10 protein-coding genes are annotated in these 19,053 nt (G+C 49.5%); 6 read left to right on the top strand and 4 right to left on the bottom strand.

Annotated features, from left to right (window positions below; translation table 11 throughout):
• Positions 1-141: 141 nt before the first annotated feature.
• The 3 genes from QUB10_RS17275 to hisD all read right to left on the bottom strand — a co-directional run bounded on the left by QUB10_RS17275 (position 142) and on the right by hisD (position 4,727).
• Positions 142-2,184 (bottom strand): ATP-binding protein, encoded by a 2,043-nt coding sequence (locus QUB10_RS17275; protein WP_333203942.1) that lies wholly within the window; start codon positions 2,182-2,184, stop codon positions 142-144.
• Positions 2,185-2,661: 477 nt separating this feature from the next.
• On the bottom strand, positions 2,662-3,090 hold the full coding sequence (locus QUB10_RS17270) for a universal stress protein (protein ID WP_333107034.1): 429 nt from the start codon (positions 3,088-3,090) through the stop codon (positions 2,662-2,664).
• A 323-nt stretch (positions 3,091-3,413) separates the two neighbouring features.
• Entirely contained in the window at positions 3,414-4,727 is a 1,314-nt protein-coding gene (gene hisD / locus QUB10_RS17265) for a histidinol dehydrogenase (protein WP_333203940.1), read from the bottom strand.
• 905 nt (positions 4,728-5,632) lie between these two features.
• Between hisD and rpsT the strand changes: the two genes are divergently transcribed.
• Together rpsT and QUB10_RS17255 are read left to right on the top strand one after the other, a co-directional pair.
• Positions 5,633-5,935 carry a 30S ribosomal protein S20 gene (rpsT, locus tag QUB10_RS17260; protein ID WP_333066838.1) on the top strand — a complete coding sequence of 101 codons (303 nt, stop codon included), beginning with the start codon at positions 5,633-5,635 and terminating at the stop codon, positions 5,933-5,935.
• Between the two features lie 361 nt (positions 5,936-6,296).
• Positions 6,297-7,076, top strand: a complete 780-nt coding sequence (locus QUB10_RS17255; RefSeq protein WP_333203938.1) for a TatD family hydrolase — start codon at positions 6,297-6,299, stop codon at positions 7,074-7,076.
• Between the two features lie 342 nt (positions 7,077-7,418).
• Here the strand turns inward: QUB10_RS17255 and QUB10_RS17250 are convergent, their stop codons facing one another.
• Positions 7,419-7,562, bottom strand: a complete 144-nt coding sequence (locus QUB10_RS17250; protein WP_333203936.1) for a hypothetical protein — start codon at positions 7,560-7,562, stop codon at positions 7,419-7,421.
• A 102-nt stretch (positions 7,563-7,664) separates the two neighbouring features.
• On the opposite strand from QUB10_RS17250, the gene rpoB reads away from it, so the two are divergent.
• The 4 genes from rpoB to QUB10_RS17230 all read left to right on the top strand — a co-directional run bounded on the left by rpoB (position 7,665) and on the right by QUB10_RS17230 (position 18,859).
• Entirely contained in the window at positions 7,665-11,051 is a 3,387-nt protein-coding gene (gene rpoB / locus QUB10_RS17245) for a DNA-directed RNA polymerase subunit beta (RefSeq protein WP_333041547.1), read from the top strand.
• A 169-nt stretch (positions 11,052-11,220) separates the two neighbouring features.
• The gene (locus QUB10_RS17240; RefSeq protein WP_333203934.1) at positions 11,221-12,309 is read left to right on the top strand and encodes an HNH endonuclease; all 1,089 of its coding nucleotides are present in this window, start codon (positions 11,221-11,223) and stop codon (positions 12,307-12,309) included.
• An 83-nt stretch (positions 12,310-12,392) separates the two neighbouring features.
• Positions 12,393-14,267, top strand: coding sequence for a DNA-directed RNA polymerase subunit gamma (locus QUB10_RS17235; RefSeq protein WP_333203932.1), 1,875 nt, complete (start codon positions 12,393-12,395; stop codon positions 14,265-14,267).
• A 461-nt stretch (positions 14,268-14,728) separates the two neighbouring features.
• The gene (locus QUB10_RS17230; protein WP_333203930.1) at positions 14,729-18,859 is read left to right on the top strand and encodes a DNA-directed RNA polymerase subunit beta''; all 4,131 of its coding nucleotides are present in this window, start codon (positions 14,729-14,731) and stop codon (positions 18,857-18,859) included.
• Positions 18,860-19,053: the final 194 nt, after the last annotated feature.

Raw genomic sequence — 19,053 nt, 5'->3', positions numbered from 1 at the left:
CAGCTTATCCGATAAACTTGCCCCCGAATTTATCCGTGGGGTCCATGCTTCAATCTAAAATCTAAAATCTAAAATCTAAAATCGATAGACCCGATTCATGGGGTTCGGCAAGATAATGCCACAGTTCGCGAATATCCTCAACTAAATAACACTTTGATTTAGGGGAATTTCGATCCAAAACTCTGTTCTTTCTCCGGGTTCTGATGTACACCAAAGTTTCCCTTTATGCTTTTTGCTCACAATTTGATAACTAATAGACATCCCCATTCCCGTACCTTTTCCTACGGGCTTGGTTGTAAAAAATGGGTCAAATAGCCGTTTTTTGACTTCCTCTGTGATGCCACACCCATTATCAGCAATACAAATTCTGACCAATTTTGAGTTATACAGACTCGTACTAATCCGAATTGTCTTTTTCTCCCCCCGATCTCGCTCATCTAAAGCATCCAGAGCATTTGTCAGAATATTCATAAATACCTGGTTAAGTTGTCCTGCATAACATTCGATCTGCGGCAGAGTACCGTACTCTTTGATCACTTCAATCTCTGGATGTGTGTGTCTGGGCTTGAGACGATTTTGCAGAATCATCAGGGTGCTTTCAATGCCTTCATGGATATCGACAGCTTTGAAATCTGCTTCGTCCAATCGAGAAAAATTCCGTAGAGATTTAACAATATCGCGGATACGTTCAGAACCTACTTTCATAGACTTGAGCATTTTTGATAAGTCTTCGCTCAAAAATTCGATTTCAATATCTTCCGACTTGGCTTGAATCTCCGATACCGGCTGGGGATAATACTTTTGATAAAGCTGTACTAGCTCTAGTAAATCTTGGGTATATTGGCTAAGATGAGATAAATTACCGTGAATAAAATTCGCGGGATTATTCACTTCATGGGCAATCCCGGCTACCAGTTGCCCCAGAGATGACATTTTCTCACTTTGGATGAGTTGGGCTTGAGTTTCCCGTAGTTCTTGAGTGCGTTCTTCTACTTTTTGTTCAAGGGTGTGGTAAGAGTTCTTTAATTCGTGACTCATTTGATTAAAAGATACTGATAAAGTTACCAATTCCTCTACGAGAGTGTCGGGAGCATTTTGCTCGAAATTTCCACTGGCGATCGCCTGACTGGCTTGACTCAATTGCCGAATAGGTTTAGCTATCCATTGTGAAGTGATAATTGCTAATCCTGTTGCGATTACCAGTGATAACAGACAAAGGATAATCGTCGTATTTCTATTATAATTTATTTGCTCCATAAAATCCGATTCAGGCACGACGACTACAATTAGCCAATCCATGCCTCTACCATCATTCAGCGGTAGCAACTGAACAAACTGCCGTTCACTGTTGAGGGTGAATTCTAACTGTTCTGATTTATGAATTTGGTCAAAGTTACCAAAATATTTCTGCAAATATTTAGCTGTCTCCCGCACAAATGGTTCGCTACTTTCCACGGCGTCAATCATCTTCTGAGCTTTACCTTGTCCTTTGATTAGTGGCTCTTTTGTTGAACTAGAAATCATTGAACCCGATCGCTCCATCACAAAAGCCTTACCTGTTTTACCAATAGACAAACTTCCCAGAAATTCCCTTAAATTTTCTGAGAGGACAACAAGAGTGGCACAGACACCCACAAGTTTACCTTCTGAGTCATAGACAGGTTCGCTGGCAGTAATTGCCGGCTTACCATTGTTGACAATATTCACAAAAATATTGCTCCAAGTAGGCCTCCCTGCTTTCACAGCAGAAAGATACCAGGGGCGTTGGCGAGGATCGTAAGAAGAGTTTATCTGTTCTAGGAATTTTTGCCGATCGCCCCAATTATCCATTTCATAAAAAGAAAAATGATAGTTTGTTTCTTTATTACTCGCAGTCATCGCGATTTTTGACCCTCGACGAGTCGCACCAAGATAATATCCTTGAGCATCGCCACAATAGGATGAAAAAACAAAAGGGGATATTTGCACTTGGGTTAAAAGTTGCTTAGCGTTGCGGCCATTCACCATGTCCATGTGGCCCTGTGCAAAAGCGACTGAATTCACACGATTGATATCATGAGGTTTGTTGATATATTGCTTGAGTTCTCCTTCAATGCGTGCTATTAGTTCCTGACGAAGTTGAGCCGCCACATCGTTAACCGCTTTTTGTCCATTGCGTAAGGAAAGCCAGCCTGTTATGCTCACTGCTGTAAAGATTTGTAGAACAAATGGAACAACCAGAACACCGCGCAGAGGAATTTTTAGACAATTCGCAGTTGGAGGCATAGATGATAATGCTTAGCCATTGGTTCTTTGTCTATCATAATATCAATTCCTCAAAGGAGCCTGAAGCGGAGCTATCCCGATCGTGAATCGCCCTTTTTGTAGCCCCGTTAATCTGCGGTTAAAAGCGATCGCTTACGGGAAGTTTTTTATTTTTCCGTTGGTCGGTAAATTGACAAAATAGCATATATTTGATAATTCGTTAATTTTTGCATTCAACTAACAAATGATATTAATAGCTATAGCCTTTCTCAAAAAAGTGAGGTATGCCCTATGCCCTATGCCCTATGCCCTATGCCCTATGCCCTATGCCCTATGCCGGATAGTACCTCATCTTTCTGAGAAAGGCTATGTCTTGGTTTATGTGAATGCAATAGTCGATCGCATTTACCAGCCTACTTACTTCGCCCGCACCACTAACACCGAACAAGGAGCCTCAGCCACAACCTCCGCACTCACCGAACCCTCCAAAATCCGCTTTAAACCCGTCAAACCCCGACAGCCTATCGCAATTAAATCGGCCTTATAAATATGAGCCAAACGCACAATTTCTTCGGCAGGTTGTCCCGAAACAATCTCCAATTCGCTCTGGCAAGGCAACTTTTCCTGATAAGATTGCAGTAACTTCTCCACCTCTCGGTAAGCAATCTCATCTCCCTGAGCGTGAGGTCGATCGACAACCGCGTCAAAATCCGACCTACCAGAACTGACAACATGAACTAGAATCACCTTTGCCGTCGGTTCTAGCTGAAATTGTCCTACAACTTGCAATACCTGAGTCGCTAACTCTGAATTGTCGATCGCTACCAAAACAGTATTCAATACCATGCACCTTTAAATTTCAGATATTTAGACTTTAACTTTTCGCTGATTGTCGCCTACTTTCCACAATTTCGCGCTTCCCACCAACATCATTATTACCTACCCCGAAACCCGATTTCTTAACATAATTGCGTCATTTCAGCAAGATACTTGAAGAAACCGGGTTTCTTAAGCCCGCAGTGCGTAAGTAGGTAGGTGCAAATAAACTGGGCCGCTTGTCAGAGAATGTAAAGCTACCATAATCGCAAGAGAATTGCTTCCTTTCATTGCATTTCACTTGTTTTGGACTACCTATGTATTTTGCCGATCGCCCATCTCAAATTTACCATCTAAAACTCAGTTTTTCCCTCATTTTCAGTCCGCAGCCGCACCGAATCAGCGTGAGAAGGAAGCCCCTCTGCTTCGGCTAACACATTAATCGCCCTACTCACCTTCTTAAGTGCAGCCGGCGAATATTGAATCAAACTCGAATGCTTCATAAAAGTTTCGACACCCAGTGGCGACGCATAGCGCGGAGCCCCAGAAGTCGGCAAAGTGTGATTCGGGCCAGCCAAATAATCACCTACAGCTTCCGGCGTTGAGCAGCCCAAGAAAATCGCCCCAGCGTGGCGAATTTGGTCGAGCAAAGCCCAGGGATCTGCAACTTGCAATTCCAAGTGTTCCGGGGCAAACTCGTTAGAGAGTTCCGCCGCCGCTTTGATCGAGTCAACTACTACGACTAAACCATAGTTGGCGATCGCCTTTTCTGTTAAAGTTCGGCGCGGGTGATTTGCCAACTGTCTGTCTACCTCAGCTACCACCTTCCTAGCCAGCACCGAATCCGCCGTCAGCAGAATTGCCGACGCCATCGAATCGTGCTCAGCTTGAGCCAACATATCCGCAGCCACGTGTACAGGATTCGCCGAACCATCCGCAATAATCAGCACTTCCGACGGGCCAGCCAGAGAATCGATCCCCACAGTCCCGTAAACCAGTTTTTTAGCGAGGGTGACGTAAATATTCCCCGGCCCAGTAATTAAATCCACCTTCGGAATAGTTTCCGTACCGTAAGCCAAAGCCGCGATCGCCTGCGCCCCGCCTACCCGATAAATCTCATCAACTCCCGCTTCCTGAGCCGCTACCAGCACCGCAGGATTCATTTTCTTCTCCTGTCCGGGGGGAGTACACATCACCAGTCTCGGCACCTTGGCGACCTTCGCAGGAACCGCATTCATGATCACCGAGCTTGGATAGGAAGCCTGGCCGCCAGGAATGTAGATTCCCGCTCGATCGACCGGCGTGTAGCGCTTGCCCAAAACAATCTCGTCATCGCCAAACTGCACCCAAGACTTGGGTACGCGCTGTCGGTGAAACGCCTCTACCTGTTTGCAAGCCAGCCGGATTGCATTTAATAATTCTTTCGACACCTGTTGGTAAGCAGCATCCAATTCGGCGCCACTCACCCGTAAATCTTCCACATTTAGGGTCATGCGGTCAAATTCAGCAGTGTAGTGCAGCACAGCCTGATCGCCTCTGCGCCTTACAGCTTGCAGCACCTCCCGCACGGTGGCTTCTTTGTGAACGACAAGTTCGTCATGGGTGCGATCGCAGATCCGTCGCAGTTCAGCTTGTGCCTCAACCCACTGAGTAATGATTCGCAGCATGGAGATTAGGAATGCCGTCTATAACTTCACTAACATTTGCTTGACAATTGGGGATTTTTGTGGCGATCTCCTAGAGAAGTAGGCCACCACCAGTCCACAAGCTTAAACCGCGAGAGTCGCGGCATTTTCCAAGGCTTCAGTGCAGCATTTAAATCTCTGTCGAGGATTTTGCAACACTGAGGACAAGTCACGACCTTCTCTCTTGAATTGCCCGCCAGAGAACCGGTTGCGGAGGGAGAGGGTGGGAACGCAGAGGGGGAGAGTGTCCGACCCCGATAATATCCGAGAGGGAGAGTGTTCGAGGGGGAGAATTTTGATTCTGCCTTCTACCTTCTACCTTCTGATCCGGCTGTCTTCTACCTTCTACCTTCTACCTTCAGCTTTTTACCTTCTACCTTCGGTAAGTGCTTCTTGCCGAAGCCCAAATAACCCGTATTCTTTGTTATAGCTTAACTTGGATTTTTCCGAGAATTGGATTTTAAGCAAAATAGGTGCTATATTAGTTTTTCCAACACCTGATATTTTTTTTATAAAAAAACGCCAAATTATTGTATACTTGAAAATTGCGCGCAAGAAACCGTGACTTTAACTCGTGACGGTGGAAACACCGCAAAACGCCTCCGTAACACCCGTGTCATACCTGTGGGTATTGTCAGGGGTAAAAAACAGGCAGTTAAATGAGTCAATAAAAAATTATTGCGCGGGCCTCGCCAAAAAGTAGCCACAGATTCAGCTCAATCTGAATCTCAATCTGAGCGAATCGAGAGTGGCTGTCTCACTCCGCTCTTAAAAATCAAGCTTTTTGCGGATCGATCCCGAAAAGGTTGTCCTTCAAAATCCCCCTGTCTTGGGACTGTCTTGAGACTAGGGTGTATCAATGAATACCTACTTCCAGCAACTGAACTATGGCAAATATTAAGTCCGCCGTCAAACGAGTCAAAATCGCCGAACGTAACCGCTTGTACAACAAATCTTACAAGTCAGCGGTCAAAACTTTGATGAAGAAGTATTTCGCTGCCGTAGACAAGTACGCAGCAGCTCCGAGCCCGGAATTAATGCAAGAAGTCCAACAGCGAATGTCTGAGGCATACAGCAAAATTGACAAAGCTGTCAAAAAAGGTGTACTCCACCGCAACAACGGCGCTCGCAAAAAGTCCCGCTTGGCAAGAACCCTCAAGCCACACGAAACATCCTCGGTAGCGTCTTAAGGAAGCAGAAAGTTCGGCAACGAAGCAGTGTACAAGATTGAAGGGATGGATGTTGAGGGAAGAAGTCAATCGATTTTCGATTTTCGATTTTCGATTTTCGATTTTCGATTGAAGCATTGACCCCACGGATAAATACGTTCGGCAAGTTTCATCGGATACAGGTTTTTTATTTCTGGACGGATGAATCACGTGGCGGGTATCCTGGATGCTTGATTGTCAAGCGTGAAGCAGGAAGAAGGAAGAAAGAAGACGGAAGATTTTTCCCGCACACTCTCTGCCACTCCCACTCCCAGACTCTCTCACTCCCCCCCCGCCCTATCCCACCAAGACTCTCCCGTATCACCTCTAATCTGCTTCCCCCATGCAGCTCATCGACACTCACGTTCATATCAACTTTGAAATCTACAAATCTGAGTTAGAAGCCATTCGAGAACGCTGGCGCGAAGCTGGTGTAGTTCGGCTGGTTCATTCTTGTGTAGAGCCAGAAGAGTTTGCCGGTATTCAAGCAATCGCCAACCAGTTTGCAGAAGTGTCCTTTGCGGTTGGACTCCACCCCCTAGATGCGGACAAGTGGAAAGACGAGACTGCCAGCCAGATTAGGGAATTAGCAAGTTCGGACTCTAGGGTAGTGGCGATCGGCGAAACCGGACTGGACTTTTTTAAAGCTGACGATCGAGAACACCAGTTTAAAGTGTTTGAGGCACAGCTTTCAATCGCCCAGGAACTTGACAAACCAGTCATTATCCACTGTCGCGACGCCGCCGCCCCAATGGCCGAAATGCTGAGGAACTTTTGGCAAACACGGGGGCCAGTGCGCGGGGTCATGCACTGCTGGGGAGGCACACCCGAAGAAACCCAGTGGTTTTTAGACCTAGGTTTCTACATCAGTTTTAGCGGAACAGTCACCTTTAAAAAAGCCTTGCAAATACAAGAATCAGCTTGTATGGTAAATAGCGATCGCATCCTAGTCGAGACAGATTGCCCTTTTCTCGCCCCCGTACCCCAGCGGGGAAAACGCAACGAACCAGCCTACGTCTACTACGTAGCCGAGCAAGTTGCTAAATTGAGAGGAGTTTCTCTCTTAACTTTGTCCCAGCAGACAACCGAAAATGCCTGTCAGCTATTCGGCTTTTCAGTTTAGTTATAGCAGAACAGAGAAACGAGGAAAACAGGTCGATTTAGGGGCAAGCTATAGGGATAATCCCATTTCTATCCTGCCAGAAAAACCGGATTCATCCTTTGTGTGAGATTCTTTTGGCGTTGCCTGCTGCGATGGGATTTGCGTCCTATAATAAAAGAACCAACCGATCGGGCGTTGGCTTAGTATCCGCGACTGCGATGTCGCCCGCTTGAGGCCAACACAACGCGAGTACGCCAACCTTCGGGATCGCCAAAAACTTCACGCAATACCTCAAACTTACACATAGCGAAGAAACTTGGAACCTCAGCAATTTGGCAATAGCTGTCCAGTCAATTTTAGGAGTCAAAAGTGTAGGGGATTTACCCTGGAACACCACGAGATCGGAGCTAAAAGCATCTCGATCGAAACCAAAATCCGCACAAAAATACTGCGAGCAACCCGAAAAAATAACCGTTGCAGCAGTTGGTAGGCGATCGAAAACATCATATAAATTCTCTCACACAATCAATCAAAAAAACGCAACAAGGTAAAAAAGCCCAGCCTTGGCGCCATGTAAAAAGCTAGAGCCACTGCGGAAAAAGGACACCCATGACCACTAAAGATTACACAGAATTCGCCTTCACCTTGCCCGATTTGATCGAAATCCAGCGGGCAAGTTTTCGCTGGTTCCTAGAAGCCGGGCTGATCGAAGAACTCGACAGCTTCTCCCCGATTACAGACTACACCGGGAAGCTGGAACTTCACTTCATGGGCAAAGACTTCAAACTCAAGCGCCCAAAATACGACGTGGACGAAGCCAAGCGCAGGGACAGCACCTACTCGGTGCAAATGTACGTCCCCACCCGCCTGATTAACAAAGAAACAGGGGAAATCAAAGAACAAGAAGTCTTCATCGGCGATTTGCCCTTGATGACCGAGCGCGGCACTTTCATCATCAACGGCGCGGAACGGGTGATTGTCAACCAAATCGTGCGTTCCCCCGGCGTCTACTACAAATCGGAAACCGACAAAAACGGTCGCCGTTCCTATAACGCCTCGCTCATCCCCAACCGAGGCGCTTGGCTCAAGTTTGAAACAGACAAAAACGATTTAGTCTGGGTCAGAATCGACAAAACCCGCAAACTATCGGCTCAGGTGCTGCTCAAAGCCCTCGGCCTCACCGACGGCGAAATCTACGACTCCCTGCGGCACCCGGAATACTTCCAAAAGACGATCGAGAAAGAAGGACAATTCGGCGAAGAAGAAGCTTTGATGGAGCTCTACCGCAAACTCCGTCCAGGTGAACCCCCCACCGTAGCGGGCGGCGAACAGCTCCTTAACTCGCGCTTTTTCGACCCCAAACGCTACGATTTGGGCCGAGTCGGCCGCTACAAACTCAACAAAAAATTGCGCTTGACAGTCCCCGATACCATGCGGGTGCTGACATCCCAAGATATCTTGACGGCGATCGACTACTTAATTAACCTCGAATTCGACATCGGCTCCACCGACGACATCGACCACTTAGGCAACCGTCGCGTCCGCAGTGTCGGAGAACTGCTGCAAAACCAAGTCCGAGTCGGACTCAACCGCTTAGAACGGATTATCCGCGAAAGAATGACCGTCTCGGATGCCGACTCCCTCAGCCCCGCTTCTCTGGTCAACCCCAAACCGCTGGTAGCAGCAATCAAGGAATTCTTCGGTTCCTCCCAGCTATCCCAGTTCATGGATCAAACCAACCCTCTGGCAGAACTGACGCACAAACGTCGGCTTTCCGCCTTGGGCCCTGGAGGTCTGACTCGGGAACGCGCCGGGTTTGCAGTACGGGACATTCACCCGTCCCACTACGGCCGGATTTGCCCGATCGAAACACCAGAAGGCCCCAACGCCGGTCTGATCGGTTCCTTAGCAACCCACGCCCGCGTCAACCCCTACGGCTTCATCGAAACTCCTTTTTATCCAGTAGAAAAAGGACGGGTGCTGCGCGACAAAGCCCCTGTTTACATGACAGCCGATGAAGAAGACGATTTGCGCGTCGCCCCCGGAGACATCAGCCTCGACGAAAACAACAACCTCTTGGGCGAAACCGTAGCCGTCCGCTACCGCCAAGAATTCACTACCACCACTCCGATGCAGGTGGACTACATGGCGATTTCGCCCGTGCAAATCGTCTCCGTCGCGACATCGCTGATTCCGTTCTTGGAACACGACGACGCCAACCGAGCTCTGATGGGATCGAATATGCAGCGGCAAGCTGTGCCGCTACTGAAACCAGAACGGCCCCTAGTCGGTACGGGCTTGGAAGCTCAGGCGGCCAGAGATTCCGGGATGGTTGTGGTTTCCCGGATCGACGGCGAGGTGATTTACATCGACGCTACCCGGATTATTGTCAAACCCCTGGCTGTAGATGCCGAATCGAATTCCAGCGAAGAACATTTCCTGATTAAGGAATACGACGATCTCAAAGTCAAACAGCCCTCGGTTTGGAAGCAAAAATATGCTGGCTGCATCGAACACGAACTGCAAAAATATCAGCGTTCTAACCAGGATACTTGCTTAAACCAGCGTCCGCTGATTTATGAGGGCGATCGCGTCGTAGCAGGTCAAGTGCTCGCCGACGGTTCCTCCACCGAAGGGGCAGAACTCGCTCTGGGTCACAACATCCTCGTAGCTTATATGCCCTGGGAAGGCTACAACTACGAAGACGCCATGCTAATTAGCGAGCGTTTGGTGTACGAAGATGTCTACACATCGATCCACATTGAAAAATACGAAATCGAAGCCCGCCAAACCAAACTCGGCCCCGAAGAAATCACCCGTGAAATTCCTAACGTCGGCGAAGACGCGCTGCGTCAGCTAGACGAACAGGGCATTATCCGCAAAGGTGCTTGGGTAGAAGCCAGCGACATCCTAGTGGGCAAAGTCACCCCCAAAGGCGAATCCGACCAACCGCCGGAAGAAAAACTGCTGAGGGCAATCTTCGGCGAAAAAGCCCGCGACGTGCGCGACAATTCCCTCCGCGTCCCTAACGGCGAAAAAGGCCGCGTGGTGGACGTGCGGGTGTTTACCCGCGAACAGGGCGACGAACTGCCCCCCGGCGCCAACATGGTCGTCCGCGTCTACGTGGCTCAAAAGCGCAAGATTCAAGTCGGCGACAAAATGGCCGGCCGCCACGGAAATAAGGGTATTGTGTCCCGCATTCTGCCGATGGAGGATATGCCTTATTTGCCCGACGGAACTCCCGTTGACATAGTGCTCAATCCCTTGGGCGTACCGTCGCGGATGAACGTGGGTCAGATTTTTGAGTGCTTGCTAGGATGGGCGGGCGAAAATCTGTCGATGCGGTTCAAGATGGTGCCTTTTGATGAAATGCACGGGGCTGAAAAGTCGCGCGAAACCGTACACGGCAAGCTACAGGAGGCACGCGAAAAAACCGGCAAGCCTTGGGTGTTTAATGAAAAGCACCCCGGTAAGACTATTGTCTACGATGGCCGAACTGGGGAACCGTTCGATCGCCCGATCACAGTCGGCATCGCCTATATGCTGAAGCTGGTTCACTTAGTAGACGATAAGATCCACGCCCGTAGCACAGGCCCTTACTCGCTGGTAACGCAGCAGCCTTTGGGCGGCAAAGCGCAGCAGGGGGGTCAGCGGTTCGGAGAAATGGAAGTCTGGGCGCTGGAAGCGTTCGGCGCCGCTTATACTTTGCAAGAGTTGCTGACTGTGAAGTCGGACGATATGCAGGGGCGGAATGAAGCGCTGAATGCCATTGTCAAAGGCAAAGCTATTCCGCGCCCCGGTACGCCGGAATCTTTCAAGGTGCTGATGCGGGAGTTGCAGTCTTTGTGCTTGGATATTGCCGTGCACAAGGTGAATACGTCCGACGAGGGCAGCGAACACGTTGAGGTGGATTTGATGGCGGATGCTGGGGGCAAGCGATCGCCCTCCCGGCCTACTTACGAATCGCTTTCTCGTGACGAACTTGACGAGGATTAGGGATTTTAGATTTTAGATTTTAGATTTTAGATTGAAGAATTGTTTGACAGCATTCAATCTTACATCTCACATCTCACATCTAAAATCGAGAAGTCCCAATTAAAATGCCTCAGCAGTGGTACGAACACTGGTGAGGCGAATCAACGCTCTTAAGAGGAGAGACGCTGACATGACTATTGTAACAGTTGTCCCAGGAATAGAAGGAGAATTTGACCGGGCGACAGGCTGTATTAACTGGCAAGGGAGCAAGTTTGGCAACGGTTACGGGCGCAAGTGGCTCGATGGCAAAACGGTATTAGTCCACCGATTAGTCCTCGAATCAAAAATAGCAGGATTCCTTGGTTCCGGTTATTTTGCTTGCCACACCTGTGACAATCGAAGCTGCATCAACCCAGCACATCTCGTAGCGGGAACTGCGGCGGAAAATACCGGGCAGATGATCGAGCGCGATCGCAAAACTCCCAGACGCAAAAGTATTCCCGGTATTGGCATATTGTCGATCGCACAACTCCGGGAAATTCAGACTAAATATTTATCTGGAACAGTCAAAAACCACCTAGCAAAAGAGTATGGAGTACAACATGAAACTATTACTAAGATACTTCAGACAAATATTCCCGATAACTTCACTACAGTTTTGCCCGGTTTTTTAGGAGAAATTCAAGACAACGGCTGCATCATTTTTCAAGGCTCAAAGGACGGTCAAGGCTATGGCAGATACTGGAAAAATGGGAAATCGAAATCAGTTACTCGTGCTGTTTTAGCTGAGAAATTAGGATGTGAAATTCCGACTTCGATAGATGCTTGTCATACCTGCGACAATCCCAGTTGTATTAATCCAGAACACCTTTGGGGTGGTACTCGCACTCAAAATTCATTAGATGCTTCTAAGAAAGGACGCACTCAAGGCAAAAGTCATCCCCTTTCCAATGCCAAATTAGACTGGGAAAATGTGCGAGAAATTAGGCAAAAGCTAGCAGCCGGAAAGAGGATGAAGGATGTAGCACAGGAATACAGTGTCGACCGCAAAACCATACACGATATTAAGTATCACGTCACTTGGAAAGAAGAAGGTCAAGAGGTTCCAGTTCCCCGCATGGGTGGACATCTCGAACGCAAGCTAACTTTTGCTCAAGCTATTGAGATCCGAGAACGAATCCAAGCCGGAGAATCCCTTGCTAAAATAGCTCAGGAATTTGGAGTATCCAGAAATATCATTTCTGATATTAAAAGAAACATCACCTATAGAGGAGCGTAATATTGATTTGAGTTCAAAACGAAGCAAACAAAAAATATAAATTGCCAGCACTAATCGACAGTAAATAATCAATTGGAGTCAAAATGGCTAAAATAGAACAACGCTTTGATTACGTCAAGATAGGATTAGCTTCACCAGAAAGAATTCGACAGTGGGGAGAGAGAACTTTACCCAACGGTCAGATAACCGGTGAAGTGACAAAACCCGAAACAATAAATTACCGGACATTAAAACCTGAAATGGATGGCTTGTTTTGCGAGCGCATTTTTGGGCCTGCAAAAGACTGGGAATGTCATTGTGGGAAGTACAAACGAGTTCGCCATAGAGGCATTGTTTGCGAAAGATGCGGTGTTGAAGTCACTGAATCTCGCGTCCGCCGTCACCGGATGGGATTTATCAAATTAGCGGCTCCCGTAGCTCACGTTTGGTATCTCAAAGGCATCCCGAGTTACATGGCTATTCTGTTAGATATGCCGCTGCGAGATGTCGAACAAATCGTCTATTTCAATGCATACGTTGTCCTAAATGCAGGTAATGCAGAGAAGCTGCAATACAAGCAATTGCTCACGGAAGATGCTTGGCTGGAAATAGAGGACGAACTTTACAGCGAAGATTCCACACTCACAGGTGTAGAAGTGGGGATAGGTGCTGAAGCTTTGCAAGTTTTGCTGCAAAATATTCCGCTAGAAAGTGAAGCGGAAAAGTTGCGGGAAGATATTGCCAATGCTAAAGGTCAAAAACGGGCGAAGTTAATTAAACGTTTGCGGGTAATTGACAACTTCATCGCTACGGGATCTCAACCCGATTGGATGGTGCTCAATGTGATTCCGGTGATTCCCCCCGACTTGCGGCCAATGGTACAGCTAGACGGCGGGCGTTTTGCAACCAGCGACCTCAACGACCTTTACCGGAGAGTAATCAACCGGAATAATCGGTTAGCGAGACTGCAAGAAATTCTGGCGCCGGAGATTATCATCCGCAACGAAAAGCGGATGCTGCAAGAAGCTGTGGATGCGCTGATTGACAACGGTCGCCGGGGCCGGACAGTGGTGGGGGCCAACAACCGCCCGCTGAAGTCACTCTCAGACATCATCGAAGGGAAACAAGGTCGCTTCCGGCAAAACTTGCTGGGTAAACGGGTTGACTACTCCGGACGCTCAGTGATTGTGGTAGGGCCGAAACTGAAAATTCATCAGTGCGGCTTGCCAAGAGAAATGGCGATCGAACTTTTCCAGCCTTTCGTCATCCACCGCCTGATCCGCCAAGGACTAGTCAACAACATCAAAGCAGCCAAAAAACTAATCCAGCGCAACGATCCCAGTGTTTGGGACGTGCTTCAAGAAGTGATTGAAGGACACCCGGTAATGCTGAACCGGGCCCCCACCCTCCACCGTTTGGGGATTCAAGCCTTTGAGCCGATTTTGGTGGATGGCAGAGCAATTCAACTTCACCCGCTAGTCTGTCCCGCTTTTAACGCCGACTTTGACGGAGACCAAATGGCAGTACACGTCCCCTTATCTCTGGAATCTCAGGCAGAAGCACGCTTGCTGATGCTGGCCTCTAACAACATCATGTCGCCAGCAACCGGAAGACCGATCGTTACCCCTTCCCAAGACATGGTGCTCGGTTGCTATTACTTGACAGCCGAAAACCCTGACGCTCAAAAAGGAGCCGGCCACTACTTCTCCAACCTTACCGACGCCGTTGTAGCTTACGAACAAGGAATCGTTGACTTGCACTCCTATGTGTGGGTGAGGTTTCAAGGCGCCATAGAAAACGCAGAACCCGAAGGAGAACCACTGAAAGTAGAACGCTCTACCGACGGCATCGTGACAAAAGAATACAAGTTCCGCCGGGTTCGGGAAGACCCAGAGGGCAACACTCTCAACCAGTTCATTCGCACTACCCCGGGCCGGATTATCTATCACCAAACCATCGAATCGGTAATTAACAATTAGAAATGGGTAAGGGTAAGAGGTAAGGGATAAGAGGTAATGGGTAAGAGGTAATGGGTAATAACTGATAAATGATCGCTAATAAATAATAGTGATTAAAACCAGAAAATTTACCCATTACTACTTACAAATACTTTCAGCGACGCGGTGACTGAGCAAAGTCTAAGGGTAGAAAAAGCTACCAACTACCAACTAAGTAGGTAAGTGCAAATAAACTTTATTATGGGAAGGGCAGGTGAGTCGATTCATCTCCTAGCTTAGCTCTCTTCCTTATACGCTAAATCAGCCCTTACAAAAGGCTCGTGGTTTTTTACCCCGCTGTACTTATCAATTACCAATTACCAATTACCAATTACCACTTACCAATTACCAATCCTTCGGCTACGTTCTGAAACCTTGGGCTTAGCTCAGGGGAGCCGAAGTCGAACAGCAGTAAAAGTTACCAATTACCACTACTCAGAAAAATGACAGAAAATAAAGAAATTGTTTTTCGCAATCGAGTTGTTGACAAAGGTCAGCTCAAAAAATTAATCTCTTGGTCTTTCATGCACTACGGAACGGCCCGTACAGCGCAAATGGCCGACAAACTCAAAGACTTGGGTTTCCGCTTTGCGACACGAGCGGGAGTTTCGATTAGCGTAGACGACTTGCAAGTGCCCCCGTCAAAACGATCGCTCCTCGATGCCGCCGAAGAAGAAATCCGCATCACCGAACAAAAATACACCAGAGGCGAAATCACCGAAGTCGAACGCTTCCAAAAAGTAATCGACACCTGGAACAGCACCTCAGAAGACCTCAAAGACGAAGTAGTCAAAAACTTCCGAGCCACAGACCCCCTAAACTCCGTCTACATGATGGCCTTCTCCGGAGCACGGGGAAACATCTCCCAAGTGCGGCAGCTAGTCGGAATGCGCGGACTGATGGCAGACCCCCAAGGCGAAATCATCGACTTGCCAATTAAAACCAACTTCCGCGAAGGACTCACCGTCACCGAATACATCATCTCCTCCTACGGCGCCCGCAAAGGCTTAGTAGATACAGCCCTACGGACAGCAGACTCAGGCTATCTTACACGTCGCTTAGTGGACGTATCCCAAGACGTAATTGTGCGGGAAGTGGACTGCGGCACCCAGCGGGGAATTCGAGTCCGGCCCATGACCGACGGAGCAACAGTCCTGATTCCCCTCAAAGACAGACTGCTAGGGCGCGTGTTCGCCAGAGACGTGGTACACCCCAAAACCGGGGAAATCGTAGCTTATCGCGACGAAAAAGCCATCCGAAATCAGCCAATTACCGAAGAGTTGGCGACGGAAATTGGTAATTCTGGCGTGGGAGAGGTGTATTTACGATCGCCCCTGACTTGTGAATCGACTCGATCGGTGTGTCAGCACTGCTATGGCTGGAGTCTCGCCCACTTGAAAATGGTAGACATGGGAGAAGCGATCGGGATTATTGCAGCTCAGTCGATCGGGGAACCGGGAACCCAACTGACGATGCGTACCTTCCACACAGGCGGCGTATTCACCGGAGAAGTCGCCAAACAAGAACGCGCCCCCTTCCCCGGCGTAGTGAAATTCAAAAACCTACGTACTCGCTCCTTCCGCACCAGACATGGCGAAGAAGCACTCGTGGCAGAAAACAACGGCAAGCTTGTGTTTGAGGGGGATGGTTTTGAGGAGGGGAAATCCGGGGCTAAGAATCAAAAACTGAAAATCGAGTTGGCGATTGTCCAGGGTTCTACTCTGATGGTCAAAGACGGACAGCGGGCGATTCCGGGTCAAGTTTTGGCTGAGGTGCCGATCGTCGGTCGGGCTGCGCGCAAGACTACGGAAAAAGTGACTACAGATGTGGCTTCTGACTTAGCGGGAGAAGCGAAGTTTGCTGATTTGGTGCCGGAAGAAAAAACCGATCGCCAAGGGAACACGACGCGCACAGCCAGCAAAGGCGGGCTGATTTGGATACTCTCAGGAGAAGTCTACAACCTGCCCCCCGGCGCCGAACCAGCAGTGAAAAATGGCGATCGCATTCCGGCCGAAAGCGTGATTGCTGAAACCAAGCTTGTCTCGGAACATGGCGGCGTAGTCCGCATCGCTGACCCCAGAGAAATCGAAATTATCACCGCCCAAGTCCTGCTCGACCAAGCAGTCGTGCGGGCCGAAAGTGCGGGGGGCCGCGACCATTACACGATCGAAACATCTTCTAAGCAGCGGTTTTCCCTGAAGACTGCTCCTGGGAGCAAGGTGATTAACGGGGAAGTGGTGGCGGAACTGCTGGACGACAGCTACCGCACGACTACAGGGGGGATTGTCAAGTACGGGGGAGTGGAAGTCCACAAGCGCGGCAAGGCTAAACTTGGCTACGAGGTTGTCAAGGGTGGGACTCTGCTGTGGATACCGGAGGAGTGCCATGAGGTGAATAAGGATATTTCTCTGCTGCTGGTGGAAGACGGCCAGTACGTAGAAGCCGGTACAGAAGTCGTTAAAGATATTTTCTGCCAAACCAGCGGGGCAGTAGAAATCACTCAGAAAAATGACATCCTCCGGGAAATTGTCATCAAGCCGGGCACACTCCATGTAGTTGACCGCCCGCCCCTAACATTAGGGGAAGGTCAAATCGTCAACGCCGGTCAAGAAATTTTCCCAGGCTTGGTTGCCGAAGAATTGGGCTATGCCGAGTATATCGAAACCCCCGAAGGCCCCGCCTTGTTGCTGCGGCCAGTCGTGGAGTTTCCAGTGCCCGATAAGCCACCCGTGCCTTCTCAGACAGCGCTGAACGAGTCCATCTCTTTGAAAGCGGTGCAGCGGCTTCCTTATAAGGATGGAGAGCGCGTCAAATCTGTCGAGGGATTGGAACTGCTGCGGACTCAGCTTATCTTGGAAATTGGTTCGGGGGCTCCGCAACTGGCCGCAGATATCGAGCTGTTGCCGGATGAGGAAGATGCTGCAGCTTTTGGGGCGGACGGCTCGGGGCCGGCTTGGGGTTCGGCTGAAGATGTTAGTGCGTCGCAGGAGTTGGCGGTGGCTGTGGATGATGGGGGCGATCGAGTTTCCAAGACTTTCCGCTTGCAGTTGGTGATTTTGGAGTCGCTGGTGATTCGGCGGGATGTCTCCGCCGACCCGACTCAGGGAAGCACCCACACGCGGCTGCTGGTCGAAGATGGGCAGTCGATCGCCCCCGGAGCAGTAGTCGCCCGCACCGAAATTCTCTGCAAAGAAGCCGGCATCGTTCGAGGCATCCGTGAGGGGCTAGGCGAACCAGTGCGCCGACTCTTGGTAATGCGAGATGCCGACTCTATTTCCATCTCTGTAGCCGGTACCCCCGATGTCAGTCCGGGTCAACTGCTGGTAGCTGGTACCGAAATAGCTCCCGGAGTTGTTCTGGAAGAGTCGGGCCAAGTTGTGAAGGTTGTGCCTGCGTCGGAGACAGAACCGGCGAAACTTTTGCTCAGGGTAGCTCGCCCTTACCGGGTTTCCGCCGGTGCCGTCCTGCACGTAGACGACGGCGACTTAGTGCAGCGGGGCGACAATTTGGTGATTCTGGTGTTTGAGCGGGCAAAGACTGGGGATATCATTCAGGGTTTGCCACGGATTGAGGAACTTCTGGAAGGGCGGAAGCCGAAGGAAGCCTGCATTTTAGCCAAGCGACCCGGCACAGCCCGCGTAGTTACAGACGACGACGTTGTAGAGCTCGCAGTAATCGAAGACGACGGCCGGATTGAAGAATACCCCTTATTACCCGGCCAAAACCCCATCGTATCCGACGGCCAGCGCGTAGGCGTCGCCGAAGCCTTGACCGACGGGCCTGCCAACCCCCACGAAATTCTGGAGGTGTTCTTCCACGTGCTGAAGGAGCGGCAGTCTACTTTTGAGGCTGCCTTGGAGAGTTTCCAGCAGGTGCAGACGTTTTTGGTGAATGAGGTGCAGTCGGTTTATCAGTCTCAGGGCGTGGATATTTCTGATAAGCACATTGAGGTGATTGTCCGCCAGATGACCAACAAAGTCAGGATGGAGGATGGCGGCGATACCACTATGCTCCCGGGCGAGTTAGTGGAGTTGCGGCAGGTGGAGCAGGTGAACGAAGCCATGTCTATTACTGGCGGGGCGCCGGCGGACTATACTCCCGTGTTGCTGGGGATTACTAAGGCTTCGCTGAATACTGATAGCTTTATTTCCGCTGCTTCGTTCCAGGAGACAACGCGGGTGTTGACTGAGGCTGCGATCGAAGGCAAATCTGACTGGCTGCGGGGCCTCAAGGAAAACGTAATTATCGGCCGCCTGATTCCAGCCGGTACAGGGTTCAACGCCTACGAAGACGCTGGGGTTCAGGACGCAGGCTTTGACGGCGCCGTATTTGATGACGACATCCACGACTTACAGGAAGATGTTGTACTTGACGATCGCACTGCCCGTCGTGCTTATACGATCGAAAGCGGTTATGAAATTGGCCGCGGAGCCGATCTTGAGCCCGATGAGGACTTTGAGGAAGTTGAGGTGGATGAAGACGAGTTTGTCGCTGAGGCTGAGGATGATGCCTTGGGCCCAGATGCTGACGATGATGATGATATCGGTTTTGACTTCGATGAGGACGAAGACTAATCGCAGTCTTGGGGCTGCATGAAGTGAGTGAATGGTGTTGCACAGGGCGATCGAATAATTTCGTTCCTCGTCGCAACGCACACTCCTATGTCACTCGTCATAAAAATCTCAAATTTTTCCTCAGAAATTACAAGTCCGAACTCATAGCATTGTGTAATCGGGACATCGAAAGGAAGAAGGAAGAAGGAAGATTC

The organism is Microcoleus sp. B5-D4 (assembly GCF_036705145.1).
GTDB lineage: Bacteria > Cyanobacteriota > Cyanobacteriia > Cyanobacteriales > Microcoleaceae > Microcoleus.
The sequence above is the reverse complement of the archived record's forward strand: the minus strand, read 5'-3'. Positions and strand labels throughout refer to the sequence as shown.

Coding starts and splice junctions, on each gene's coding strand:
- QUB10_RS17270 (WP_333107034.1), bottom strand. CDS start 3,090: ATGGTATTGAATACTGTTTTGGTAGCGATCGACAATTCAGAGTTAGCG.
- hisD (WP_333203940.1), bottom strand. CDS start 4,727: ATGCTGCGAATCATTACTCAGTGGGTTGAGGCACAAGCTGAACTGCGA.
- rpsT (WP_333066838.1), top strand. CDS start 5,633: ATGGCAAATATTAAGTCCGCCGTCAAACGAGTCAAAATCGCCGAACGT.
- QUB10_RS17255 (WP_333203938.1), top strand. CDS start 6,297: ATGCAGCTCATCGACACTCACGTTCATATCAACTTTGAAATCTACAAA.
- QUB10_RS17250 (WP_333203936.1), bottom strand. CDS start 7,562: ATGATGTTTTCGATCGCCTACCAACTGCTGCAACGGTTATTTTTTCGG.
- rpoB (WP_333041547.1), top strand. CDS start 7,665: ATGACCACTAAAGATTACACAGAATTCGCCTTCACCTTGCCCGATTTG.
- QUB10_RS17240 (WP_333203934.1), top strand. CDS start 11,221: ATGACTATTGTAACAGTTGTCCCAGGAATAGAAGGAGAATTTGACCGG.
- QUB10_RS17235 (WP_333203932.1), top strand. CDS start 12,393: ATGGCTAAAATAGAACAACGCTTTGATTACGTCAAGATAGGATTAGCT.
- QUB10_RS17230 (WP_333203930.1), top strand. CDS start 14,729: ATGACAGAAAATAAAGAAATTGTTTTTCGCAATCGAGTTGTTGACAAA.